The sequence below is a fragment of the Streptomyces sp. NBC_00683 genome (assembly GCF_036226745.1).
Taxonomy (GTDB): Bacteria; Actinomycetota; Actinomycetes; order Streptomycetales; family Streptomycetaceae; genus Streptomyces.
Genome location: NZ_CP109013.1, coordinates 6,879,431 through 6,904,570 on the forward strand (window position 1 = coordinate 6,879,431; position 25,140 = coordinate 6,904,570).

The 25,140-nt window shown below is 71.3% G+C and carries 21 protein-coding genes, 1 tRNA gene and 1 pseudogene; 16 read left to right on the forward strand and 7 right to left on the reverse strand.

Annotated features, from left to right (window positions below; translation table 11 throughout):
• The first annotated feature begins 1 nt into the window (after position 1).
• The 3 genes from OG257_RS30660 (at position 2) to OG257_RS30670 (ending at position 3,481) form a co-directional block, all read left to right on the forward strand.
• Positions 2-1,645: an amidohydrolase gene (locus tag OG257_RS30660; RefSeq protein WP_329212740.1), complete on the forward strand. Its 1,644-nt coding sequence runs from the start codon at positions 2-4 to the stop codon at positions 1,643-1,645.
• Positions 1,646-1,766: 121 nt separating this feature from the next.
• Positions 1,767-2,852 (forward strand): S-(hydroxymethyl)mycothiol dehydrogenase, encoded by a 1,086-nt coding sequence (locus OG257_RS30665; RefSeq protein WP_329212741.1) that lies wholly within the window; start codon positions 1,767-1,769, stop codon positions 2,850-2,852.
• Positions 2,852-3,481 (forward strand): MBL fold metallo-hydrolase, encoded by a 630-nt coding sequence (locus OG257_RS30670; protein ID WP_329212742.1) that lies wholly within the window; start codon positions 2,852-2,854, stop codon positions 3,479-3,481. The genes OG257_RS30665 and OG257_RS30670 overlap by 1 nt, the downstream gene beginning before the upstream one ends.
• Before the next feature lie 12 nt (positions 3,482-3,493).
• Here the strand turns inward: OG257_RS30670 and OG257_RS30675 are convergent, their stop codons facing one another.
• Both OG257_RS30675 and OG257_RS30680 read right to left on the reverse strand, forming a co-directional pair.
• On the reverse strand, positions 3,494-4,432 hold the full coding sequence (locus OG257_RS30675; protein WP_329212743.1) for an RluA family pseudouridine synthase: 939 nt from the start codon (positions 4,430-4,432) through the stop codon (positions 3,494-3,496).
• A gap of 70 nt (positions 4,433-4,502) precedes the next feature.
• Positions 4,503-5,714, reverse strand: a pseudogene (locus tag OG257_RS30680) (immunoglobulin-like domain-containing protein); the annotation flags it as partial.
• A 311-nt stretch (positions 5,715-6,025) separates the two neighbouring features.
• Here OG257_RS30680 and OG257_RS30685 point away from each other — a divergent pair.
• The 3 genes from OG257_RS30685 (at position 6,026) to OG257_RS30695 (ending at position 10,877) form a co-directional block, all read left to right on the forward strand.
• Positions 6,026-7,084 (forward strand): rhamnogalacturonan acetylesterase, encoded by a 1,059-nt coding sequence (locus OG257_RS30685; RefSeq protein WP_329212744.1) that lies wholly within the window; start codon positions 6,026-6,028, stop codon positions 7,082-7,084.
• Positions 7,085-7,112: 28 nt separating this feature from the next.
• Positions 7,113-8,156, forward strand: a complete 1,044-nt coding sequence (locus OG257_RS30690) for a glycoside hydrolase family 43 protein (RefSeq protein WP_329212745.1) — start codon at positions 7,113-7,115, stop codon at positions 8,154-8,156.
• Between the two features lie 168 nt (positions 8,157-8,324).
• Positions 8,325-10,877 (forward strand): alpha-L-arabinofuranosidase C-terminal domain-containing protein, encoded by a 2,553-nt coding sequence (locus OG257_RS30695; RefSeq protein WP_329212746.1) that lies wholly within the window; start codon positions 8,325-8,327, stop codon positions 10,875-10,877.
• Positions 10,878-10,923: 46 nt separating this feature from the next.
• Here the strand turns inward: OG257_RS30695 and OG257_RS30700 are convergent.
• Positions 10,924-11,011: transfer RNA gene (locus tag OG257_RS30700), tRNA-Leu, on the reverse strand.
• Positions 11,012-11,194: 183 nt separating this feature from the next.
• On the opposite strand from OG257_RS30700, the gene OG257_RS30705 reads away from it, so the two are divergent.
• From OG257_RS30705 to OG257_RS30715, 3 genes are all read left to right on the forward strand, one after another.
• Positions 11,195-12,520, forward strand: a complete 1,326-nt coding sequence (locus OG257_RS30705; protein WP_329212747.1) for a M20/M25/M40 family metallo-hydrolase — start codon at positions 11,195-11,197, stop codon at positions 12,518-12,520.
• A 164-nt stretch (positions 12,521-12,684) separates the two neighbouring features.
• Positions 12,685-12,918 (forward strand): chaplin ChpH, encoded by a 234-nt coding sequence (gene chpH, locus OG257_RS30710; RefSeq protein ID WP_329212748.1) that lies wholly within the window; start codon positions 12,685-12,687, stop codon positions 12,916-12,918.
• Between the two features lie 138 nt (positions 12,919-13,056).
• Positions 13,057-13,827 (forward strand): chaplin, encoded by a 771-nt coding sequence (locus tag OG257_RS30715; RefSeq protein ID WP_329212749.1) that lies wholly within the window; start codon positions 13,057-13,059, stop codon positions 13,825-13,827.
• 70 nt (positions 13,828-13,897) lie between these two features.
• On the opposite strand, the gene OG257_RS30720 is transcribed toward OG257_RS30715, so the two are convergent.
• On the reverse strand, positions 13,898-14,086 hold the full coding sequence (locus OG257_RS30720; RefSeq protein ID WP_185301746.1) for a DUF5703 family protein: 189 nt from the start codon (positions 14,084-14,086) through the stop codon (positions 13,898-13,900).
• 47 nt (positions 14,087-14,133) lie between these two features.
• Between OG257_RS30720 and OG257_RS30725 the strand changes: the two genes are divergently transcribed.
• Positions 14,134-14,790: a hypothetical protein gene (locus OG257_RS30725; RefSeq protein WP_329212750.1), complete on the forward strand. Its 657-nt coding sequence runs from the start codon at positions 14,134-14,136 to the stop codon at positions 14,788-14,790.
• Positions 14,791-14,859: 69 nt separating this feature from the next.
• On the opposite strand, the gene OG257_RS30730 is transcribed toward OG257_RS30725, so the two are convergent.
• Positions 14,860-17,184, reverse strand: a complete 2,325-nt coding sequence (locus tag OG257_RS30730) for a helix-hairpin-helix domain-containing protein (protein ID WP_329212751.1) — start codon at positions 17,182-17,184, stop codon at positions 14,860-14,862.
• Positions 17,181-18,164: an aldo/keto reductase gene (locus OG257_RS30735; protein WP_329212752.1), complete on the reverse strand. Its 984-nt coding sequence runs from the start codon at positions 18,162-18,164 to the stop codon at positions 17,181-17,183. The genes OG257_RS30730 and OG257_RS30735 overlap by 4 nt, the downstream gene beginning before the upstream one ends.
• A gap of 144 nt (positions 18,165-18,308) precedes the next feature.
• Here OG257_RS30735 and OG257_RS30740 point away from each other — a divergent pair, with 144 nt between their 5' ends.
• Positions 18,309-19,361 carry an LLM class F420-dependent oxidoreductase gene (locus OG257_RS30740; RefSeq protein ID WP_329212753.1) on the forward strand — a complete coding sequence of 351 codons (1,053 nt, stop codon included), beginning with the start codon at positions 18,309-18,311 and terminating at the stop codon, positions 19,359-19,361.
• Between the two features lie 229 nt (positions 19,362-19,590).
• Complete coding sequence (locus tag OG257_RS30745; RefSeq protein WP_329215438.1) at positions 19,591-20,379, forward strand: ferritin-like domain-containing protein; 789 nt, start codon at positions 19,591-19,593, stop codon at positions 20,377-20,379.
• Between the two features lie 32 nt (positions 20,380-20,411).
• Here the strand turns inward: OG257_RS30745 and corA are convergent, their stop codons facing one another.
• The gene (gene corA / locus OG257_RS30750; RefSeq protein WP_329212754.1) at positions 20,412-21,398 is read right to left on the reverse strand and encodes a magnesium/cobalt transporter CorA; all 987 of its coding nucleotides are present in this window, start codon (positions 21,396-21,398) and stop codon (positions 20,412-20,414) included.
• A gap of 63 nt (positions 21,399-21,461) precedes the next feature.
• On the opposite strand from corA, the gene OG257_RS30755 reads away from it, so the two are divergent.
• The 4 genes from OG257_RS30755 to mshC all read left to right on the forward strand — a co-directional run bounded on the left by OG257_RS30755 (position 21,462) and on the right by mshC (position 25,131).
• The gene (locus tag OG257_RS30755; RefSeq protein ID WP_329212755.1) at positions 21,462-22,172 is read left to right on the forward strand and encodes a histidine phosphatase family protein; all 711 of its coding nucleotides are present in this window, start codon (positions 21,462-21,464) and stop codon (positions 22,170-22,172) included.
• 105 nt (positions 22,173-22,277) lie between these two features.
• Positions 22,278-22,868: a DUF3090 domain-containing protein gene (locus OG257_RS30760; protein ID WP_329212756.1), complete on the forward strand. Its 591-nt coding sequence runs from the start codon at positions 22,278-22,280 to the stop codon at positions 22,866-22,868.
• The gene (locus OG257_RS30765) at positions 22,832-23,701 is read left to right on the forward strand and encodes an SCO1664 family protein (protein WP_329212757.1); all 870 of its coding nucleotides are present in this window, start codon (positions 22,832-22,834) and stop codon (positions 23,699-23,701) included. The genes OG257_RS30760 and OG257_RS30765 overlap by 37 nt, the downstream gene beginning before the upstream one ends.
• Positions 23,702-23,901: 200 nt before the next feature.
• Positions 23,902-25,131, forward strand: a complete 1,230-nt coding sequence (gene mshC, locus OG257_RS30770) for a cysteine--1-D-myo-inosityl 2-amino-2-deoxy-alpha-D-glucopyranoside ligase (protein ID WP_329212758.1) — start codon at positions 23,902-23,904, stop codon at positions 25,129-25,131.
• Positions 25,132-25,140 lie beyond the last annotated feature (9 nt).

Below are 25,140 nucleotides of genomic sequence, written 5' to 3' on the forward strand. Positions count from 1 at the left end.
CATGCACCACACCCCCGCCGACCTCGTCCTCAGCGGCGGCCCCGTCCTCACGATGGACGCGGCCGGCACCCGTGCCACCACCGTCGCCGTCACCGGCGACCGGATCACCGCCGTCGGCCACGACGAGGTCCGCGCGCTCATCGGGCCGAGGACTGAGGTCGTCGACCTCGCCGGCCGCCTGCTCGTCCCCGGCTTCCAGGACGCCCACATCCACCCGGTCACCGCCGGACTGGAGATGGCCCAGTGCGACCTCACGGACGCCCGTACGGCACCGGCCACCGTCGCTGCCGTACGCGCCTACGCCGACAGCCACCCCGACCGTGAATGGATCACCGGCGGCGGCTGGTCCATGGACGCCTTCGAGGGCGGCGCCCCGACCAGGGACCTGCTCGACACCGCCGTACCCGACCGCCCCGCCTACCTCGTCAACCGCGACCACCACGGGGCCTGGGTCAACACCCGCGCCCTCGAGATCGCCGGCATCACCCGGGACACCCCCGAACCCGCCGACGGGCGCATCGAGCGCGACGGGAGGGGCGAGCCCACCGGCCTCCTCCAGGAGGGAGCCATGGACCTGGTCGCCCGGCTCACCCCGCGTTCCACCCCGGCCGACCGGCTCGCCGCGCTGCTGCGGGCCCAGCGGATCCTCCACGGGTACGGCATCACCGCCTGGCAGGACGCGATCGTCGGCTCCTACGGCTCGATGGACGACGCCGCCGACGCCTATCTCACCGCCGCCCGCGACGGATCGCTCACCGCCCGGGTCGTCGGCGCACTCTGGTGGGACCGCGACCGCGGCGCCGAGCAGATACCCGAGCTGGCCGCCAGACGGACGGAGCTGAGCACCGGCCCGTTCCGGGCCGGATCCGTCAAGATCATGCTGGACGGGGTCGCCGAGACCGGCACGGCCGCCCTCCTCACCCCGTACCTCGACGCCTGCGGCTGCGCCTCCACGAACAGCGGCACCAGCTTCATCGACCCCGTCGAGCTGCGCGGATACGTCACCGCCCTCGACGCCCTCGGCTTCCAGGCCCACTTCCACGCTCTCGGCGACCGCGCCGTACGCGAGGCACTGGACGCCGTGGAGGCCGCCCGCGCCGTCAACGGACGCACCGACACCCGACCCCACCTCGCCCACCTCCAGGTCGTCCACCCCGACGACATCCCCCGGTTCCGGGAGCTCGGCGCCACGGCCAACATCCAGCCGCTGTGGGCCGCCCACGAACCGCAGATGGACGAGCTGACCATCCCCTTCCTCGGCGCCGGCAGGGCCGCCCTCCAGTACCCGTTCGGAGCCCTCCTGCGATCCGGCGCCACCGTCGCGGCGGGCAGCGACTGGCCCGTCAGCAGCGCCGATCCGCTGCACGGCATCCACACCGCGGTCAACCGGATCGCACCGGATGGCGAAGGCCCGGTCTTCCTCCCCGAACAGCGCATCCCGCTCACGGCCGCCATCGCCGCGTACACGGCGGGATCCGCCCACGTGAACCACCTCGACGACACCGGCTCACTCCGCGCCGGAGCCCTCGCCGACCTGGTGGTCCTGGACCGCGACCCGTACGCGAACCCGTCCGAGGAGATCGGCGGGACGCGTGTGCTGCGGACATACGTCGGCGGCCGGAAGGTCCACGACTCCGAGGCCTGACACCGGACGTCCTCCGAGGAACGCGACGCTCCGAGGGTGCCGACGCGGCACCCTCCGGGGCGTACGGTTGTCCGTGATCAACCTTCGCAGGAGCCCCACTCGGAAACAGGGAGACCACGGTATGGCGCAGCAGGTGCAAGGGGTCATCGCACCGGGGAAGAACGAGCCGGTACGGGTCGAGACCATCGTGATCCCGGACCCCGGGCCCGGCGAGGCGGTCGTGAAGATCCAGGCGTGCGGCGTCTGCCACACCGACCTGCACTACAAGCAGGGCGGGATCAACGACGACTTCCCGTTCCTCCTCGGCCACGAGGCCGCGGGCATCGTGGAGTCCGTCGGTGAGGGCGTCAGCGACGTCGCGCCCGGCGACTTCGTCGTCCTCAACTGGCGTGCGGTGTGCGGACAGTGCCGCGCGTGTCTGCGCGGCCGCCCCTGGTACTGCTTCGACACGCACAACGCCGTGCAGAAGATGACCCTGCTGGACGGCACGGAACTCTCCCCGGCACTCGGGATCGGCGCCTTCGCCGAGAAGACCCTCGTCGCGGCCGGCCAGTGCACCAAGGTCGACCCCGAGGTCTCCCCGGCCGTCGCCGGACTGCTCGGCTGCGGTGTCATGGCGGGCATCGGCGCCGCCATCAACACCGGCCAGGTCGGCCGCGGCGACTCCGTCGCCGTCATCGGCTGCGGCGGTGTCGGCGACGCGGCGATCGCCGGCGCCCGGCTCGCGGGCGCGGCGAAGATCATCGCGGTCGACATCGACGACCGCAAGCTGGAGACGGCGAAGAAGATGGGCGCCACGCACACCGTCAACTCGCGCTCCGACGACCCCGTCGAGGCGATCCGGGCACTGACCGACGGCAACGGCGCGGACGTCGTCATCGAGGCCGTCGGCCGCCCGGAGACGTACAAGCAGGCCTTCTACGCCCGCGACCTCGCAGGCACCGTCGTCCTCGTCGGCGTCCCCACCCCGGAGATGCAGCTCGAACTCCCGCTGCTCGACGTGTTCGGCCGCGGCGGCTCGCTCAAGTCCTCCTGGTACGGCGACTGTCTGCCCTCGCGCGACTTCCCCATGCTCATCGACCTGCACCAGCAGGGCCGCATCGACCTCGGCGCGTTCGTCACCGAGACGATCGGACTCGGCGACATCGAACAGGCCTTCGCCCGTATGCACGACGGCGACGTCCTGCGTTCGGTGGTGGTGTTCTGATGACCGCCCGCATCGACCACCTCGTCACCTCCGGCACCTTCGCCCTCGACGGCGGCGAGTGGGACGTCGACAACAACGTCTGGGTCATCGGCGACGAGACCGAGGCGGTCGTCATCGACGCCGCCCACGACGCCTTCGCCATCGAGGCCGCACTCGGCGGCCGTACGCTGCGCGCCATCATCTGCACCCACGCGCACAACGACCACATCGACGCGGCCCCCGCCCTCGCCGACGCGACCGGCGCACCGATCCTCCTGCACCCCGACGACCTGCCGCTGTGGAAGCAGACCCACCCGGACCGCACCCCCGACGCCGAACTGGCCGACGGCCAGGAGCTGGAGATCGCCGGAACACGCCTGTCGGTCCTGCACACCCCGGGCCACGCGCCCGGCGCGGTCTGCCTCTACGCCCCGGACCTGGCCACCGTCTTCACCGGTGACACCCTGTTCCACGGCGGGCCCGGGGCCACCGGACGGTCCTTCTCCCACTTCCCGACGATCGTCGACTCGATCAGGGACCGGCTGCTCGGACTCCCGCCCGAGACCGTCGTGCGTACCGGACACGGAGACTCCACCACGATCGGCGGCGAGGCCCCGCACCTGGACGAATGGATCGCCCGGGGCCACTGACCCGGGCCGGGTTCACCGGTCCGGCCACGCGGTGAGCCGCAGCCCGCTCTCGAAGCGGTGCGGACAGCCCGTGACCGGGTCGGTGAACTCCAGCACCCTGGCCAGCAGTTGCAGGGGCCGCGTGTAGTCGTCGCGGTCCCGCTCCGGCTCCACCACCGGATAGACGGGATCGTGGACGAGCGGCAGCCCCAGCGCGTTCATATGGACCCGGAGCTGATGGGTGCGCCCCGTGGCGGGCAGCAGCCGGTAGCGGCCGAGGCCGCCCCGGTGCTCCAGAAGCTCGATCCGGCTCTCGCTGTTCGCCTCGCCCGGCTCCTCGCGCGCGGCGATGACCCCGCGCTCCTTGACGATCCGGCTGCGCACGGTGCGGGGGAGTGCCACACCCGGGTCGTACGGTGCCACCGCCTCGTACTCCTTGCGCACCAGCCGGTCCCGGAACAGCGTCTGGTACGCCCCCCGCTCCCCGGGCCGTACGACGAACAGGACGAGGCCCGCAGTCAGCCGGTCGAGCCGGTGGGCGGGCTGCAGCTCCGGCAGATCCAGCTCCCTGCGCAGCCGGGCCACCGCCGTCTCGGTGATGTGCCGGCCGCGCGGAGTGGTGGCGAGGAAGTGCGGCTTGTCCGCGATGACGAGGTGCTCGTCGCGGTACACCACACCGACGGGGAACGGCACCGGCTCCTCCGGCGCGAAATCCCGGTGGAACCAGAGGTACCGGCCCGCTGTGTACGGCTCGTCGCCACGCACCGCACCGCCGTCGGCCCCGACGAACAGCCCCTCGGCGAGCATCGCGTCCACCCGCTGTGCGCCGACCGCCCCCGCGAACCGGTCCAGCAGATGGTCGCGGACGCATCCCCAGACCCCGTCCGGGTCCTCCGGCAGCCTCACCCGCACCGGATCGATCCCGTCGCGCTGGGGCAGCGGGGCGGCGGGGGGCTTCGCCCGTCCTCTCATCGCGTCGGTCCTTGTCATGGGTGGGGCCTGGGGGACTGCCCATCATGGCACCGCCCGGCCGTCAGGAGCCGAGCAGCCGCTCGTACTCCTCCTGCGTGACCGGAAGCACGGTGCCGTGCCGGGCGCCCGCCGGGAGTGCGTAGTCCGTGGACATCGTCCACCTGCCCGAGTCGAGGTCGTCCGTCTCGAACGGCACGTAGCCGCGCCCGCCGAACTCGTCGATGAGGAGGTACCACTTCTCCTCGGTGTTGGACCTGAAGACCGCTGGGCCCTCACCGCGGTCGACCGAGCCCTTGCCGATGCAGTCGGCCACGAAGCCGTACGAACGGGAGGTGAGGTCCTGCGACTTCTCCGCCGTGATGAACTTGGAGCACGGGGTGTCCGACGACGGGTTCCGCTCGTCCTTGGTGAAACGGTAGTAACTGCCGTCGTGGCGGATGACCGTCGAGTCGATGACCGAGTACCCGGGGTCGTGCCACACCTCCGGCTCGGTGAAGGTGCGGAAGTCACGCGTGGTCGCGTACAGCATCTTGTTGTACGTGCTGCCGGTGTGCTCCGGGTCGTCCGCCGCGTAGATCTTGGAGGCCCAGAAGACGACGTACGAGCCGAGCTCCTCGTCGTAGTACGCCTCCGGAGCCCAGGTGTTGCCGGCGGTTTCGGGCGCGACCTCCACCAGGCGCCGGTCGGTCCAGTTCACCAGGTCCGTGGACTCCCAGACCATGACCGACCTGCTGCCGGTGCGCTGGACCTGGTCCCAGCTGCCGCCCGTGCCGCCGTACATCCGCAGGTCGGTGGCGATCTGGTAGAACTTGTCGCCCTCCGGGGAGCGGATGACGAACGGGTCGCGGAGCCCCTTGGTACCGAGGTCCGAAGTGAGCACCGGCCTGCCGCCGTTCAGCTCCTGCCAGTGCAGCGCGTCGTCGCCCCGGCTGAGCGACATCCGTATCTGCTCGCCGTCCTCGGTGCCCTCGCCGGTGAAGTAGCTCATGGCGTAGCCGGTGTACGCCCGCTCCTGCGGCAGTTCGGGCACGGCGGCGGTGAAGGTACGGCGGGCGGCCGCCCTGCCCCGGGTGACCACGGCGGTGAGCTCCACGCTCGTCGGTCCCGCACCGGGTTCCGGGCGGTGCACGATGCCTGTCGCGTCGATGACCCGGGGCTTCTGCGATCTCCAGGTGACGGTGGTGCCGTGGGTGCCCGTGGCGGGCAGCGTCAGATTGCCGCGCACGTCGTCGAGGCCGTGCACCGTGAGTGCGGCCGCGGCCCGCGCGGTGGCTGCCCCGTCGCTGATCCCCGCGGATCCGGCGTGGGCGGGGCTGCTGCCCGGGAAGGCGAGCAGGCCGACGACGAGGGACAGGAGAGGCAGCAGAGGGGCAAGGGCTCTTCTCGCGGGGTGCGGACGCATGACTCTCCCGACGTTGTTCGGAATACCGGACGCTGTTCGTCAAATCGGACCGACGCTAGGGGTGCCGAGGGCCCCCGTCAAGGGTCGCGGACGAATCCGTACGCACTGTAGAAAGCGCTTGCCGACCCGCGTAGGGTCCTGCCCGCTGAATCCATTCAATCCGCTGTCGCCCCACCCCGAGGAGCCTCGCCATGCGCCGAGCCGGAACCGTCCTGCTGGCCGCCTGCACCGCCGCTGCCGCCCTGACCGCCCTCGCGGTCACTCCCGCGGTGGCCCAGAACCGCACCGCGGCCGGGCCGGACGGCCTGGACCGCTGCACCGGGACGGCCCCGGTCGTCTGCCACTTCGACGTCACCCCCGGCACGTACCGGGTCAGGGTCCTCCTCGGGGGTGCGGAGGCCGGCTCGACGGCGGTCACCGCCGAGACCCGCAGAACCGTGCTCGCCGAGACCCCGAACGCCGCCGGTGAGACCGTGCGCCGCAGCTTCACGGTGGATGTGCGCGAGCCGGAGGGCGAGCCCACCGGGCCGGTCGGCAGCCCCGGACTGGACCTCGCCTTCGGCGGCGCGGCACCGCGGCTCGCGGGACTCCGGGTCGAGCGGGTCCGCACGCCCCAGATCCTCCTCGCGGGCGACTCCACCGTCTGCGACCAGCCCGGCGAGCCCTACTCGGGCTGGGGGCAGCAGCTCCCGCAGTACCTCACGGACCGGCTCTCCGTCGCCAACTACGCCGACTCCGGGGAGAGCTCGCAGACCTTCCGGGACAACCCGGCCCTGTTCCCCGCCCTCCGGGCCCGTATCCACCGCGGCGACCTCGTCCTCATCCAGCTCGCCCACAACGACAAGCAGACCGACCGCGACACCTACCGGGCCAACCTCACCGCGATGATCGAGGGCGTACGCGCCGAGGGCGGCCGGCCCGTGCTCGTCACCCCGATCGTCCGCCGCTGGTTCAACACCGACGGCACGCTCGACAACGGCACCGCGCTGATCGTCAACGGCCTCGGCGTGGACCTGCCCGCCGAGGTGCGCACCCTCGCCGCCGAGCAGGACACCCCGCTCGTCGACCTCACCGCCCTGACCAAGGCGCGCGTCGAGGAGCTCGGCCCCGAGGCCTCCAAGGCCCTCTACCTCTACGACGAGAAGCGCGACAACACCCACACCTCCACGCGCGGCGCCACCGAGTACGCCGCGCTCGTCCTCGGTGAACTGCGCGCCCAGCAGCTCCTTGCGCCGCGCACGGTCCGCTGACCCCGCACCCCGACGAAAGGCGATCGCCGTGAACCATGCCGAAGTGCCCAGCCGCAGGGCCGTGCTGAGGGGAGCCCTGGGCGCGGGAGCCCTCACCGCCGTACCCGGCGTCGCCCACGCCGCGGCGCCACGCGCCCCGTACCGCAATCCACTGGTCGAGCAACGCGCCGACCCGCACATCACCCGGCACACCGACGGCCGCTACTACTTCACCGCCAGCGCCCCCGAGTACGACCGGATCATCCTGCGGTCCTCCCGCACCCTGCACGGCCTGAGCACCGCCGAGGAAGCGGTGATCTGGACACGGCACGCCACCGGGGACATGGCCGCCCACATCTGGGCGCCGGAACTCCACCGCATCGGCGGCAAGTGGTACGTCTACTTCGCCTCGGCGCCCGCGGACGACGTCTGGAAGATACGGATCTGGGTGCTGGAGAACGCGAGCGCCGACCCCTTCCGCGGCACCTGGACCGAGAAGGGGCAGCTCACCACGGCCTGGGACACGTTCTCGCTCGACGCCCACACCTTCACCCACCGGGGAGACCGCTACCTCGTCTGGGCCCAGCACGAGCCCGGCCTGGACAACAACACCGGGCTCTTCCTCTCCCGGATGGCCGACCCGTGGACGCTGACCGGGCCCCAGATCCGCCTCAGCACACCCGAGTACGACTGGGAGTGCGTCGGCTTCAAGGTCAACGAAGGAGCCGCGGTGATCAAGCGGAACGGCCGCGTCTTCATGACGTACTCCGCGAGCGCGACCGATGCCAACTACTGCATGGGCCTCCTCACCGCGGACGACCGCAGCGACCTGATGAACCCTGCCTCCTGGGCCAAGTCCCCGGAGCCCGTCTTCACCAGCAGCGAGGAGACCGGACAGTACGGTCCGGGCCACAACTCCTTCACCGTGGCCGAGGACGGCCGCACCGACGTGCTCGTCTACCACGCACGGCCGTACCGGGAGATCACCGGCGACCCGCTGCACGACCCCAATCGGCACACCCGGATCCAGCGGCTGGCCTGGAACGCGGACGGCACGCCGGACTTCGGCATCCCGGTGGCCGACTCCGCCTGACGCCTGACGCCTGACGCCTGACGCCTGACGCCTGACGCCGGAACCGGCCCCCGGCCGACCGGGCCGTGGCCGGTCCGCAGCATTGACGCGTTCCATGTCTCTGCCTATCTTGCGTTCGAAGTTCTGGGCAATGTCCGATATATCGAACAGTTAACCCCTGGAGCATCCATGCCGTACCCGCAACTGTGGCCCCGGCTCACCGTCCCCGTCGCCGCGCTCCTCCTCGGAACGCTGGTGGCCGCGCCCGCCCGCGCCGACGACGCCGCACCGGCGGCGGAGCCGACCGACTACTCCCTCACCGTCCACCCGGACCGCACCGGCCCCGCCATCGACGACTCGATGTACGGCGTCTTCTACGAAGACATCAACCACGCGGCCGACGGAGGGCTGTACGCCGAACTCGTCCAGAACAGGTCCTTCGAGTACGACCGCGCCGACAACGCCGCTTACTCGGCCATGACCGCCTGGAGCCCGACCGCGGTGTCCGGCGGTACGGGGCAGGCCCGGACCCTGGACGACGACGAGCGCCTGGGCGAACGCAACCGCCGGTACCTGCGCCTCGACCTCGACGGCGGCGCGGGCGGGCAGGCCGGTTTCGGAGTGACCAACTCCGGTTACAACGAGGGCCTGCGCATACGCGAGGGCGCCCGCTACGACTTCTCCGTCTGGGCACGCACCGACCGGGCCGAGGGCACCGCGCTGACCGTCGGAGCGACCGCGGCGGACGGCACCGCGCTCACCGCACCGCTGCGCATCACCGTGCGCGGAGACCGCTGGACGAAGTACACGGGCACCCTCACCGCCCGCACCGCGGCCGCGGACGGCAGGCTCACCGTGACGGCAGGCGGCAGCGGCACCGTACGGCTCGACATGATCTCCCTCTTCCCCCGGGACACCTACAAGGGACGGGTCAACGGCCTCCGCAAGGACCTCGCGGAGAAGACAGCCGCACTGGAACCCGGCTTCCTGCGCTTCCCGGGCGGCTGCCTCGTCAACACGGGAAGCCATGAGGCGTACGAGGCGCCCGGCTGGGAGCGCAAGCGCTCCTACCAGTGGAAGGACACCATCGGCCCGGTCGAGCAGCGTCCCGTCAACGCCAACTTCTGGGGCTACAACCAGACCTACGGCCTCGGCTACTACGAGTACTTCCAGTTCGCCGAGGACATCGGCGCGATGGCGCTGCCCGTCGTGCCCGCACTCGTCACCGGCTGCGGCCAGAACAAGGCGACCGACGACCCCGAACTGCTGGCACGGCACATCCAGGACACCCTCGACCTGATCGAGTTCGCCAACGGCCCGGCCGACTCCATCTGGGGTGCCAAGCGCGCCGCCATGGGCCACCGCGCCCCGTTCGGGCTCACCCACCTGGAGGTCGGCAACGAGGAGAACCTCCCGGACGAGTTCTTCACCCGCTTCACCCGGTTCCGCGAGGCCATCGAGGCCAGGTACCCGGACATCACCGTGGTCAGCAACTCCGGCCCGGACGACAGCGGCACCACCTTCGACCGCGCCTGGCAGCTCAACCGGGACGCGGACGTCGCCATGGTCGACGAGCACTACTACAACAGCCCGCAGTGGTTCCTCGAGAACAACGCCCGCTACGACACCTACGACCGCAACGGCCCCGAGGTGTTCCTCGGCGAGTACGCCTCGCTCGACAACCGCTTCTCCAACGCCCTCGCCGAAGCCGCCTTCATGACCGGCCTCGAACGCAACGCTGATGTCGTGAAGCTCGCCTCCTACGCCCCGCTGCTCGCCGACACGAACGACTCGCAGTGGCGCCCGGACATGATCTGGTTCGACAACGAGAAGTCATGGGGGTCGGCGAACTACGAGGTGCAGAAGCTCTTCATGAACAACGTCGGCGACCGGGTCGTGCCGAGCACCGCGTCCACCACCCCGGCGGTCTCCGCACCGATCACCGGCGCCGTCGGGCTGTCGACCTGGGCGACCAGTGCCGCGTACGACGACGTCGAGGTCACCGGCGAGGACGGCACCCGGCTGCTGAGCGACGACTTCTCCGCCGGGGACGCGCAGTGGACGAAGGCGGCGGGCCGCGGCGCCTGGGCCGTCCAGGACGGCGCGTACGTCCAGTCCGACGAGAGCGCCGAGAACACCCTGGTCACGGCCGGCGACACCGGCTGGCAGAACTACGACCTGCGGGTCAGGGCGACGAAGAAGGCGGGCAAGGAGGGCTTCCTCGTCGCCTTCGGGGTCAAGGACACCGGGAACAAGTACTGGTGGAACCTCGGAGGCTGGGGCAACACCCGCTCCGCCGTGGAGAAGACGGTCGACGGCGCCAACCAGACGATGACCGAGGACAGCACGAAGATCGAGACGGGACGCGCCTACGACCTCAGGATCCAGGTGCGCGGCCGCCAGGTCACCCTCTTCCTCGACGGGAAGCAGTGGGGCACCTTCACCGACGACAAGCCCGCCGAACCCTTCCGGCAGGTGGTCACCCGGGACGACGCCACCGGTGAACTCGTGGTCAAGGTGGTCAACGCCCAGGCGTCGGATGCCAGGACCAGGATCGACCTGGGGGCGAGGCCGGCCTCACGGACCGCCCGGCTGACCACGCTCCAGGCGGCCCCGGACGCGGTGAACACCGCCGGTGACCGTCAGGTGGCGCCACGGAAGACGACCCTGCGGGTCGACGGGCGCGTGCTCACCCACACGTTCCCGGCGCACTCCGTGACCTTCCTGCGCATCAAGGAATAGGGCCTGGAACAGCGAAAACCCCCAGGGTGACCTGGGGGTTTTCTGCTGGTGTCCGAGGGGGGACTTGAACCCCCACGCCCGATAAAGGGCACTAGCACCTCAAGCTAGCGCGTCTGCCATTCCGCCACCCGGACCGGGTGTGTGCCGACCGGGCAGGGCCCGTTCCGACGTGGAAAACCATAGCAAACATTCGGGGGTGCTCGATCACGCCCCATGACGTGTGAAAGGCACGTAACGAGGAGCGGGCGGTCTTGGGTGTGCGGGGCAGGCGCGCGAGGATGAGGGGGAGCACCACCGCGACAGTGGAAGGAAGCAGCGTGAGCGAGACCAACACGGCTCGGACCGTCTCCGGTGAGGATGAGGTCGTGGACCTCTGTCGTGACCTGATCAGGATCGACACCAGCAACTACGGCGACCACTCGGGCCCCGGGGAGCGGCTCGCCGCCGAGTACATCGCGGAGAAGCTCGCCGAGGTCGGGCTGGAACCGCAGATCTTCGAGTCCCACAAGGGCAGGGCCTCCACCGTGGCCCGGATCGAGGGCGAGGACCCCTCCAAGCCCGCGCTGCTGATCCACGGGCACACCGACGTGGTGCCCGCCAACGCGGCCGACTGGACGCACGACCCGTTCTCCGGCGAGATCGCGGACGGCTGCGTGTGGGGCCGGGGCGCGGTCGACATGAAGGACATGGACGCGATGACCCTCGCGGTCGTCCGCGACCGCATGCGCAGCGGACGCAAGCCCCCGCGCGACATCGTGCTGGCCTTCCTCGCGGACGAGGAGGCGGGCGGCACGTACGGGGCCCGCCACCTCGTCGACAACCACCGTGACCTCTTCGACGGCGTCACCGAGGCGATCGGCGAGGTCGGCGGCTTCTCGTTCACCGTCAACGAGAACCTGCGCCTCTACCTGGTGGAGACCGCGCAGAAGGGCATGCACTGGATGCGTCTCACCGTGGACGGCACGGCGGGACACGGGTCCATGACCAACAACGACAACGCGATCACCGAGCTCTGTGAGGCCGTCGGCAGGCTCGGCCGGCACAAGTGGCCGGTCCGGGTGACCAAGACCGTGCGGTCCTTCCTCGACGAACTGTCCGACGCGCTGGGCACCCCGCTCGACCCGGAGGACATGGAGGCGACGCTCGCCAAGCTCGGCGGGATCGCCAAGATGGTCGGCGCCACCCTGCGGAACTCCGCCGCTCCGACCATGCTCGGCGCCGGGTACAAGGTGAACGTGATCCCCGGACAGGCCACCGCGCACGTGGACGGACGCTTCCTGCCCGGCTACGAGGACGAGTTCCTGGCCGACCTCGACCGGATCCTCGGCCCGCGGGTCAAGCGCGAGGACGTGCACGGCGACAAGGCGCTGGAGACCAGCTTCGACGGCTCACTGGTGGACGCGATCCAGCTCGCGCTCAAGGCCGAGGACCCGATCGCCCGCGCCGTGCCCTACATGCTCTCCGGCGGTACCGACGCGAAGTCCTTCGACGACCTCGGTATCCGCTGCTTCGGCTTCGCCCCGCTGAAGCTGCCGCCGGAGCTGGACTTCGCGGGCATGTTCCACGGTGTGGACGAGCGGGTACCGGTGGACGGCCTGAAGTTCGGCACCCGGGTGCTCGACCGCTTCATCGACCACTCCTGAGGTCCTGGAGCAGCGGGAACGCTGTCGGCAGCCGAATTCGCCAGCGTGTACGCACCTCACCAGAAAGGGTGAAAGGGGTCGTGCACTCGTAGCCCCCCAACTCCCTCCTCGTTACAGGTGATGCGGTCCGCGGCTGGGACCGCACTTGTCAACCAGGAGGAATAATGATCAAGAAGGTCGTCGCAATCGCGGCTGCTACCGGTGGTCTCGTGCTCGCGGGTGCGGGTATGGCTTCTGCCGACGCCGGCGCCCAGGGTGCTGCCATCGGCAGCCCCGGCGTGCTCTCGGGCAACGTCATCCAGGTCCCGGTCCACGTTCCGGTGAACGTGTGCGGTAACACCATTTCCGTGATCGGGCTGCTGAACCCGGCCTTCGGCAACGCCTGCGTCAACGACTGACGTTGAACACCAACCCGTAAGGGTGTGAGTCCGGTCGGCCCCGGAGTGCGCGCCATGCACTCCGGGGCCACTGGGCATTCGGCCCTCGCACGGTTGTGTCCGAGGGCATTCGGAAGGCAGAAGGCAGGAAACGAACCTATGCGACAGGTCACACGTAAAGGCCTGATCACCATGGCAGCGGCGGGCGGAGTGCTCGCGCTCAGTGGTGGCTACGCACACGCCGACTCGGGAGCAGCAGGCGGCGCGTCCAACTCACCGGGGGTGCTGTCGGGGAACTCGATCCAGGTCCCGATCGACGTACCGGTCAACGTCTGCGGGAACTCCGTGAACGTCGGCGGCCTGCTCAATCCCACGGGCGGCAACGACTGCGGAAACGGATCGGCGGATGCCGGTCCCGGCCACACCAGGGACGACGGCGCCCCGTCCGGTCACGGTCGCGGACACGGCGGCTCCCACTCCGGCAGCCAGGCCTCCGGGCACGAGGGCCGGGGCAGCGGCGAGGGGACCGGCAGGCACCGTGCCCCGGGCGCCTCCGCCCAGGGGGAGGCGAAGGGGTCGCCCGGTATCGGCTCCGGCAACCAGGTGCAGGTGCCGGTCGAGATTCCCGTGAACCTCTGCGGCAACAGCGTCACCATCGGTGGCCTGCTCAACCCGGTCTTCGGCAACAGCTGCGAGAACGACTCGGAGGTCAGCCCTCCGCCCGTCGTACCGCCGACGCCCCACACCCCCGAGGAGCCGGTACTGCCGCCCGCGCAGGTTCCGCCCGCTCCCGAAGCCCAGCTCGTCCCCGGCCCGCAACTCGCACAGACCGGTGCGGGCGGGCTCGACCTGCTGGTCCCGGCGAGCGCCGGCCTGCTGCTCGCCGGTGCGGGTACGGTCCTGTACCGCCGCTCGCGCAGCGCCGCATAACGACACCGCGACCTCTCGCGTACGGCGTCGTCGAGGGAGCGGGTTCCGCAGGCGCGGGACCCGCTCCGCGCTACCAGGTGGCCCGGAGCTGGCGGATGATCCGGCGGCGCAACCGGACGCGGCGGCTGCCGTCCAGGCGCAGGGTCAGGCGGTCCAACTCCCAGTGCCCGTACTCGGCATGGTCGGTCAGCAGGCGGGTCGCTTCCTTGCGGGAGACCCCGCGCGGCACGTACACGTCGACAAATTCGTATTCCGGCATCGCATCTATTGTGCGTGCAGAGCCCCGGTACGGATAGCGTCTGCACTATGTCTGATGCTGCGCAGCCCACCGCTGCCGAGGTACGCGCCGCCGCCGATGCAGTCAAAACCGCGCTCGACCGCCACCTCGAGGCGGTCGAGCGCCGTACCGGGGACGACGACCCCGCTGTTTTCGACGCGTTCAACGCACTGGCCGCTGCGGCCGAGGTCTACGACGAACTCCTCTACGACCGCTACGACGAGGTCACCCCCTTCGAGATCCCCGGCGCGGAGGACTCACTGCCGCCGTACGCCGGTCCCGAGGAGCCGCACGCCCTCAGTGTGCTGATCAGGCGCGACTACGCGGTGGTGGAACCCCCGCGGCTGCTCGCCCAGGCCCAGCGGCTCGCCGAACTGGATCCTGACCAGCACGACAGCGACACCGTGCCCGTGGTCGGTACCAGCGTGCATGCGGCGCTGGGCGTGCTGTTCGGCGAGTACGAGGCGGACGAGATCGCGTCCCGGCACAAGGAATTCGGTCTGGAGGAGGGTGACTCCACGCTGTGGGTCTCCGCCGTGGACGAGCTCCCCGAGCCGGGGGAGTGGCTCGGGGCTCCGTTCGACGACGCCGATCCGGCGCAGGTGGTCTGCCGCTTCGACGTCAGTTCGGTCTTCGACGAGGACGAGCTGGACGGCGACGCGGACGTATCCGTGGTGGGCGGCTGACCCCGCGGACGGAAGGCCCCGGCGCGCACCGGGGCCTTCGTCGGGCTGTCCGGGGCGCGCCCGGGTCTCCTAGGACGCGTCCGGGGTCGGCAGAGCCTCCAGCAGGGGGCGCAGCCGCGTCGTCCGCTCCTGGGCGGGGATCTCGGCGACCGCGCGGGGCAGTGCCTGGTCCACGCCGTGCACCACGGACAGATGGCGCTCACCGCGGCTGAAGGCGGTGTACACCCACGGGCGGCTCAGGCCCTGCGCGGCATCGCCCGGCAGGACGACGACCACGGCGGGCCAGCGCATACCGGCCGCCTGATGGGCGCTGAGCGCCCAGCTGTGCCGTACCGACGACTCCACCGCGTCCGGGGGTACGACGACGGGTGTGCCCGCACAGTCCAGGTGCAGTCCGGCGGCGTCGGCCGAGACGACCGAACCCGGCACGGCCCTGCCGGGAGCCGGTACGTGGACGACCCGGTCGCCCGGGTCGAAGCCCCCGAATCTGCCGGGGCCCGGGTTGAGCCGCTCCTTGAGCGCCGCGTTGAGTGCCTTGGTGCCGGCGGAGCCACCGTGTCCGACGGTGATCACCTGGGTGTCGGACGAAGGCACGCCGATGGCACGCGGCACCGAGTCGGCGACGAGCTGCACGGTGCGGTGGACCGCCTCACCCGCATCGCGGACGGGGACGATCACGACTTCCCGGCCGGGGGCCTCGACCTGGGTGAGCTCACCGATTCCGATGCCCGAGACGAGCTCGCCGATCGGTCCGGGGTCCGGTGTGCGCGACACCACCTGCGGGCAGGCGCGTGCCGCCAGCACGTCCGCGAACACCCGGCCCGCGCCGGCGGAACCCAACACACCCGGGTCGCCGCTCAGCACCAGCCGGGTCCCGTCGGCGAGGGACTCCACGAGCATCGCGGCGGTCTCCACATCGAGCTGCGGCGCGTCCAGCACGACCAGCAGGTCCAGTGCGAGGGCACCGTCCTCGTCCCGGCCGGGGCCCGCCGCACCGGAGAGCAGGTCCCGGAGGGTGACCGCGGTCTGCGGGTCGCCGACCGCGGTGGCCAGCCTGTGCCGGCCGTCCACACTGTGGGTCGCGCCGAGGGCGCGCAGTCCCAGGTCCCGCGCGGCAGCGATGAGGGCGGCGGGTTCCGCCCGTGCGCTCTCGCCACCGCTGTGGGCGACGAGTCCGGCGGTCGCCGCCGTCCTGATCAGCTCGGCCGCCGAGGGCGACGGGGCTGCGGCAGCGGCCTCCGTCCAGTCGGCGCCCTTCTCGCAGGCGTTGACCAGCCGTGCCAGGCCGTCGGCGAGGCTCTCCTCGGCCAGCGCGTACCGGTTGAGGCCCAGCAGGACCTGTACCGGCTCCTGCTCGTCCTGAGCGTCCTGTGCGCCGTCCTCGTCGTCCCCCTCCGGCTCCCCGGGCTCCGCGGCTTCCGCGGGGTCGAGGCCGTCCTGGAAGACGAGCACGACGCCCTCGGCGACGGCGTGCTCAACGGCGGCTTCGGGGTCGGTGACCGCGCGCTCGGCCAGCGCCGTACGCACCTGCGACGCGTCCAGCGCGGTATGGCCCTGGAGGGCGGCACGCTCCAGCAGCCAGCCCACGAGCGCCGCCGTACGCCGCTCGTCGTCCGGGCCGCACTCCGTGCCGAGCAGAGCCCTGGCGAAGCCGTCCGCCTGCTCGGGACGGACCCCGGGCACGGACAGCAGCTGCCAGGGGTCCTCGCGCAGGATGCCGGCGGCCTGTTCGCCGAGCGTCACGGCCGCCGGGCGCGCCAGGGTCCCGGGCGCGCCGCCCTCGGCGAGCACCGCCGCGACTGCGTCGGCCGCCTCGGGCGAGGCGGTGTGCGTGGGCTGCTGTTCGGCGGACCGGGGCCGGACGGTCGGGGGTGCGGATGCGGGTCCGGGGGCGGCCGGGCGGGGCGCGGGCGCCGACGCGCGCGGCTCGAAGAACGCCGTGGCCGCCTTCTCGCCGCTCTCGACGGCGCGCACGGCTGCGAGCAGGTCGGCAGCCGGGCCGCTCAGCTTCGTACCGGCGGGGATGGGCCCTTCCTTCTCGGCCTTGCGCTTCTCGATCCGCTCCCGGAGCTCGCGCTGGGCCGCCAGCTCGATCTCGGCATCGGAGAGCGCGGGAGCCGCGGCGGTCCCGGGCGTGCCGTCGGCCTCGGTGCCGACGGGGGTCTCGGAGTCTGCGGGGGCTTCCAGGTCCGCGGCGGTCTCGGAGTCTGCGGAGGCCTCCGGGGCCGCAGGGGCCTCGGGGCTCGCGGCAACCTGCTCCGCACCGCCCTCTGCGGCCCCGTCGTCGCCGGGCGTGACGGTGGCGCCGACAGCGCCGTCGGAGCCCGCGTCCTCGCGGTCCTCGTCGTTCTCGGCCGCGGGGTCCGGGGTTTCCCCCCGGGGAAGGGCAGTCACAGCGTGCTCCAGTCCTGGTCGGGATAGCGGTGCACGGGCGCCGACACATCGTCGAGCGCCTGGCAGATCTCGTCAGGAAGACTAAGCGCCTCCACTGACAAGGCCTCGGAGAGCTGCTGCGCGTTGCGCGCGCCGATGATCGGAGCCACCACTCCCGGGCGGTCCCGCACCCAGGCCAGGGCGACCATGAGCGGCGTCGTGGCGAGGCCGTCCGCAGCCGTGGCCACCGCGTCCACGATGCGGCTCGCCGGGTCGTCGAGATACGGCTCGACGAAGGGGGCCAGGTGCTCGGAGGCGCCCCGTGAATCGGACGGCGTACCGGTGCGGTACTTGCCGGTCAGTACCCCGCGGCCCAGCGGGGACGAGGGCAGCAGCCCCACTCCGAGGTCCAGTGCCGCGGGCAGCACCTCCCGCTCGATACCCCGCTGCAGCAGCGAGTACTCCATCTGCGTGCTGGCCAGCCGCGTACGCAGACCGGGCGCCGCGAGCTGCCAGGTGGCCGCCTTGGCAAGCTGCCAGCCGCTGAAGTTCGACACTCCCGCATAGCGGACGCGTCCCGAGGAGACCGCCAGGTCCAGTGCCTGCAGGGTCTCGTCCAGCGGCGTCACGGGGTCGAAGGCGTGGATCTGCCACAGGTCGACGTAGTCCGTCCCGAGCCGCTCCAGGGACGCGTCGAGCGCGGCCAGCAGATGCCCGCGCGATCCGTCGAAGCGGCGGTACGGATCGGGCACGCTGCCGGCCTTGGTCGCGATGACCAGATCCTGTCGGGGCACCAGGTTGTCGACGAGCCGGCCGAGAAGGTACTCGGCCTCCCCGCCGCCGTACACATCGGCTGTGTCGATCAGCGTGCCGCCGGCGTCCCAGAAGGCTTTCAGCTGGTCGGCAGCATCGTGCTCGTCGGTGTCCCGGCCCCAGGTGAGGGTGCCGAGCCCGACCCGGGACACGCGAAGGCCGGTACGGCCGAGATGCCTCTGCTCCATGGGCGCTGAGATTACTGGCCAAGGCCCCACAGGGTGGAAGCCTGTGGACAACCGAACTGAGGGCCGTCCAGCCTGCCGGATCCCCGGCATGCGCGCTAGAGTCCGGGACACAGGGACGTTACTCATCAGTAGAGGGAGCGCGGCATGCGGCTCGGCATCAATCTCGGTTACTGGGGCGCGGGCATGGACGGCGACAACCTCGCCGTCGCCCAGGAGGCCGACCGGCTCGGTTACGACGTCTGCTGGGCGGCCGAGGCCTACGGCTCCGACGTACCCACCGTCCTTGCCTGGGTCGCCGCCCAGACCGAGTCCATCGACGTCGGGTCCGCCATCATGCAGATCCCGGCCCGTCAGCCCGCCATGACGGCGATGACCGCGGCCACTCTCGACTCGCTCTCCGGAGGCCGGTTCCGCCTGGGCCTCGGTGTGTCGGGACCGCAGGTCTCCGAGGGCTGGTACGGCGTCAAGTTCGACAAGCCGCTGGCCCGCACCCGCGAGTACGTCGACATCGTGCGCAAGGCCATGTCCCGCGAGCGCCTCTCCTACGAGGGGGAGCACTGGACGCTGCCGCTCCCCGACGGCCCGGGCAAGCCCATCAAGCTCACCGTCCACCCCCAGCGCGAGCACATTCCGCTCTACATCGCCGCGATCGGCCCGAAGAACCTGGAGCAGACCGGCGAGATCGCCGACGGAGCCCTGCTGATCTTCCCCTCCGCCGAGCACCTCGAGGACACCGCGGTGAAGCACCTGCGGGCCGGCCGGGAGAAGGCCGGGAAGACCATGGAGGGCTTCGACGTCTGTCCGACGCTGCCGCTCGCCATCGGCGACGACATCAACGGCCTCGCCGACATGTTCCGCCCGTACACCGCGCTGTACGTCGGCGGCATGGGCAGCCGCAAGCAGAACTTCTACAACCAGCTGGCCCAGCGCATGGGGTACGAGAAGGAAGCCGCCGAGATCCAGGACAAGTACCTGGCCGGCGACAAGGCGGGCGCCGCCGCCGCCGTGCCGCACCAGCTCATCGACCAGACCACGCTGCTCGGCTCGGTGGAGCGGATCGCCGAGCGTATGCAGGCGTACGCCGCCGCCGGAGTCACCACGCTGACGCTCGCCCCGGCCGGCTTCACGCTCGAGGAGCGGCTCGCGGCCCTGCGCGCGGGCACGGACGCCCTGGAGCACTCCGGCCTCGCCGCGTAGCTGTCGCGCCCCCGGGGCAGCACTACGGCCGTGGTGGGGGCTCGGGGGTCCTCCCCGCCACGGCCGTCACAGGGAACAACGCGCACCGCGCCCGACGGTTACGCCCCGACCCGGCCGCCCGGACAGGGCCGGGGCCCGTTCGGCCCTCCCTCGGCCCCCCTCGTGTTGCCCGCCGCCCCGTTCCGCCTTTGACTTTGTTTCTGCGGACACGGTGCGAAGGGTGGCAGTGATGCTCTCGGCAAAGAGTCTTTTTCAGGAGATCCTCGACGACGACGACGCCTTCAGGCTGTTCTGCTCGATCGCAGCCAGCGGGGAGTCCCAGGGCGGCTGGGAGAACGGCCGCATCGCCGCCCTCGTCCCTAGGACCCTGCGCGATCTCGCCCCCAAGATCACCCGGCACGGGGCCGACGAGGACAAGCACGGCCGGATCTTCAACGCCCTGCTCAAGCAGCGCGGGCTCGAACCCGTCGTCGTCCCGTACGAGACCGACTACACGCTGCTCCTGGAGAGGCACGGCATCGGCCTCGCCCATGACCAGCTCAACCGCGACGAACCGCTGTCGGAGCGGGACATCATCGTCTACCTCGCCCACAGCAGGGTCACGGAACAGCGCGCCTCCGAGCAGATGCAGCTGCTGCGCAGGCACTTCGCGGACCATCCGGCACTCGGCCGCGCGGTGAAGATGATCTCGCGGGACGAGGACAACCACCTCGCCTACTGCCACGAGGAACTGCTCCGCTTCGCCCGGGCCGGGCACGGCCGGACGATTCAGAACGTCCTGAGGGAGTGCGCCCTCGCCGAGATCCGGGTGTACCGGGATGTCAGCCTCGCCGTGATGAGCCACATGGGCACCGTGCTGCGCTGGCCCCGCGCCAAGGCGGCCGTCCTGGCCGCGGGGATCCACGGGATGTACGCGTACGAGCGGCTGGCCGGCTGGCGGCGCATGGTGAGCCTGGAGGCCCCCGCACGGCGCGACGCGCTGGGCGGCCCGGCGACGCCTGAAGCCGAGTACGCCTGACGGACGGGCCGGCCCGGTCCGTACGGGTGGCGCTACATCCAGCCGCGGTGTTTGAACAGGCGGTACAGGCCGAAAACGGCGCAGCCCATCAGCCCGACCACCACCGGGTACGTCCACACCCAGTGCAGCTCGGGCATGTGGTCGAAGTTCATGCCGTAGATGCCGGCCACCATGGTCGGTACGGCGGCCATGGCCGCCCACGCCGAGATCTTCCTCATGTCGTCGTTCTGCCGCACCCCCATCTGTGCCAGATGCGCCGACAGAATGTCCGAGAGCAGCCGGTCGAGCCCCTCCACATGCTCGTTGGCACGCGTCAGGTGGTCGCTGACGTCCCGGAAGAACGGCTGTGAGTGCTTGTCGACGAAAGGCACGCCCGCGCCCGCGAGCCGGATCATCGGCGCGCTCAGCGGGCCGGTCGCCCGGCGGAACTCCAGTACCTGGCGTTTGAAGGTGTAGATGCGGGCAGCGGTGTTCTTCGCGTCCCCGGTGCCGCTCGGGGCGAACACCTGCGCCTCCAGCTCCGACAGGTCCGCCTGGAGCTCGGCGGCGACCTCGATGTAGTGGTCGACCGCCGCGTCGCTGACCGCGTACAGCACTGCCGTGGGGCCGTGCTTGAGCACCTCGGGCTCGGCCTCGAGCCGGCGGCGTACCGCTGCGAGGGGCGCCCCCTCGCCGTGGCGGACCGTCACCACGAAGGAGTCGCCTATGAAGATCATCAGCTCATCGGTGCTGACCGTGTCGCTCTCCGGCTCGTAGACCACGGGCTTGATGACGGCGAACAGGGAGTCGTCGTAGACCTCGAGCTTGGGGCGCTGATGGGCGCGCAGGGCGTCCTCCACCGCCAGGGGGTGCAGGCCGAACTCGCTGCTGACGAGGTCGAACTCCTTCTCCGTCGGCTCGTGCAGGCCGATCCAGACAAAGGCGTCCCCGGCCTCCCGCGCTTCGCCCAGGGCGTCGGAGAAGTCGGCGGGGCCGTCGGTCCGGCGCCCGTCCCGGTAAATGCCGCAGTCCACGATCACGCGCGCATTCTTCCCTGCATCGTGCCTCCTCGCACCTTCGACGTGCCCTCTACGCTGGCACGTATGCCCACGCTCATCCTTGTACGCCACGGACGCTCGACCGCCAACACCGCCGGAGTGCTCGCGGGGCGGACCCCCGGCGTCTCCCTCGACGAACGCGGCGCCGAACAGGCGGCCGCGCTGCCCGGACGGCTGGCCGCACTCAGCCTCGTCGCGGCCGTCAGCAGCCCCCTGCAGCGCTGCCGCGAGACGCTCCAGCCCCTGCTCGACGCCCGGCCGGGCCTCGTGCTGCGCACCGAGGACCGCATCAGCGAATGCGACTACGGGGACTGGTCGGGGCGCAAGCTCGCCGAGCTCTCCGACGAACCGCTGATGTCCGTCGTGCAGCAGCACCCCTCGGCCGCGGCGTTCCCCGGCGGCGAGTCCATGCGGGCCATGCAGGCCAGGGCCGTGGACGCCGTACGGGACTGGAACAGCCGCATCGAGGCGGAACACGGCGACGACGCCACGTACGTGATGTGCTCGCACGGCGACATCATCAAGGCCCTCGTGGCCGACGCGCTCGGCATGCATCTCGACCTCTTCCAGCGCATCCACGCCGACCCCTGCTCGGTCACCGCGATCCGTTACACCCGGCTACGCCCCTTTCTCCTCCGCCTCGGTGACACCGGCGACTTCGCGTCCCTGGCACCGCGCGAACAGCCCCTGGGGGCCGACGCGGCGGGGGAGGAGGCAACGGATGCGGCCGTCGGGGGCGGCGCTGGGGCGCCGTGATCTCTCCGCGCAGTAGGGTGGACGCGCCGTAGAGGCCTTGCGGGGGGCATCCCCCCGGGGCCCGGTCGGCCCCCATTCGCCTTCATATTTCAAGGGAGACAGGACGTGTCCCGTCAGGTGTTCCTCTACGACCCCCCGGACCGTTTCGTGGCCGGTACGGTCGGGCTGCCTGGCCGCCGTACGTTTTTCCTGCAGGCATCCTCGACGGGACGGGTCACCAGTGTGGCCCTGGAGAAGACCCAGGTTGCCGCGTTGGCCGAACGGATCGACGAACTCCTCGACGAGGTCGTCCGGCGGACCGGCGGCAATTCACCGGTGCCGGCGGTGGCTCCCATGGACGTCACCGACACCGCCCCGCTCGACGCCCCGGTCGAGGAGGAGTTCAGGGTCGGCACGATGGCGCTGGCCTGGGACGGCGAGGAACAGCGCATGATCGTCGAGGCGCAGGCTCTCGTCGAGCTGGACGCGGACTCCGAGGACGACCTCGCCGAGGCCGAGGAAAGGCTCCTGCAGGACGAGGAGAACGGCCCGCCGATGCTCCGGGTCCGGCTGAGCGGCGCGCAGGCCCGGGCGTTCGCCAAGCGCGCCCTGGACGTCGTGAACGCCGGCCGCCCGCCGTGCCCGCTCTGCAGCCTGCCGCTCGACCCGGAAGGACACGTATGCCCGCGCCAGAACGGATACCGTCGCGGGGCCTGACGGAGGCCGGACTGAAGACCCTGCTCGCCCAGGGGGAGCTCACGGTCCTCGGACAGGTCCGCGGTGCGTCGAACGCCGTGCTCTACTGCACGGTCGCCTACGAGGGCGAGGAACGCCCCTGCGTGTACAAGCCGGTGGCCGGGGAGCAGCCGCTGTGGGACTTCCCGGACGGCACGCTCGCCCAGCGCGAGGTGGCGGCCTACGAGCTCTCCGAGGCGACCGGGTGGGGGCTCGTGCCGCCGACGGTGCTGCGCGAGGGCCCCTACGGCGAGGGCATGTGCCAGCTGTGGATCGAGGCGGACGAGACCGCCGAGGAGTCCGGGGCCGACGTTGCCGGTGTCCACGGACTTCCACCGCTGCTCGGGCTCGTCGAGGACGAGGAGCCGGGGGACGGCTGGAAGGCCGTGGGATTCGCCGAGGTGGGGGAGGGGAGGACCGCGCTGCTGGTGCACGCGGACGACCCCCGGCTGCGCAGGCTCGCGGTCCTGGACGCGGTGATCAACAACGGTGACCGCAAGGGCGGGCATCTGCTGCCCGCCCCCGGGGGCCGGCTGTTCGGCATCGACCACGGCGTCACCTTCAACGCCGACGACAAGCTGCGGACCCTGCTGTGGGGCTGGGCGGGCGAGCCGCTGACGGCCGAGGCGGTCGAGGTGCTGGACGCGCTGGCCGCCGAACTGGAACCAGGTGCGGCGCTGGCCACCCGGTTGGGGGAACTCATCACCGCGGTGGAGCTCGACGCGCTGCGGGGGCGGGTTTCCGGGCTGCGGAAGTCCGGGAGGCACCCGCAGCCGAGCGGGGAGTGGCCGGCGATTCCGTGGCCACCAGTGTGAGAGCGGCGCTCTCTCCCGGGGGCAGGTGGCCGAAGGCCGGAGAGCGGGTCCGGAGGGCGGATTCCCGGGTGCGGGAGTGCGCCGCCGGCAGTGCGCTCCCGGCCATTAGCGGAAAACTCCCGCACGTACAAGACCGCCTCTTCGGCCAGGATTCCTGATCCGGTTCGTATCCGGAAGCATCGTCCGGTTACGCTCATGACATGCATGCCTGGCCCGCTTCTGAGGTCCCCGCCCTGCCTGGCAAGGGCCGCGACCTTCGGATCCACGACACCGCGACCGGCGGACGGATCACCCTTGACCCCGGTCCCGTCGCCCGCATCTATGTCTGCGGCATCACGCCGTACGACGCGACCCACATGGGTCATGCGGCGACCTACAACGCGTTCGACCTCGTTCAGCGCGTGTGGCTCGACACCAAGCGGCAGGTTCACTACGTCCAGAATGTGACCGACGTGGACGATCCGCTGCTGGAGCGGGCCGTGCGCGACGGTCAGGACTGGACCGAGCTCGCGGAGCGCGAGACGGCACTCTTCCGGGAGGACATGACCGCCCTGCGCATGCTTCCCCCGCAGCACTACATCGGGGCGGTGGAGGCGATACCCGGCATCGTCCCGCTCGTCGAACGCCTCAGGGACGCGGGCGCCGCCTACGAGCTCGGCGGCGACGTGTACTTCTCCGTCGACTGCGACCCGCACTTCGGTGAGGTCTCGGGGCTCGACGCCGACGCGATGCGCCTGCTCTCCGCCGAACGCGGCGGAGACCCGGACCGGCCGGGCAAGAAGAACCCGCTCGACCCGATGCTCTGGATGGCCGCCCGTGAGGGCGAGCCGAGCTGGGACGGCGCCAGCCTCGGCCGCGGCCGGCCCGGCTGGCACATCGAGTGCGTCGCCATCGCGCTGGACCACCTCGGCATGGGCTTCGACATCCAGGGTGGCGGTTCCGACCTCGCCTTCCCGCACCATGAGATGGGTGCCTCGCACGCGCAGGCACTGACCGGCGAGCACCCGTTCGCCCGTGCCTACGTGCACGCCGGCATGGTCGCCCTGAACGGCGAGAAGATGTCCAAGTCCAAGGGCAACCTCGTCTTCGTCTCGGCGCTGCGCCGCGACGACGTGGACCCTGCGGCGATCAGGCTTGCGCTGCTCTCGCACCACTACCGGTCCGACTGGGAGTGGACCGACCAGGTGCTCGCCGACGCCGTCGCGCGTCTCGCGACATGGCGTGCCGCCGTCTCCCGGCCCGACGGGCTCTCCGCGGACGCACTCGTCGAGGAGGTCCGCGAGGCCCTGGCCGACGACCTGGACGCTCCGGCGGCGCTCGCCGCCGTGGACCGCTGGGCAGCCCGGCAGAACTCCGACGGCGGAACGGACGAGGGTGCCCCCGGTCTCGTCTCGCGCACCGTCGACGCCCTGCTCGGCGTCGCCCTGTAGCAGCCGGGT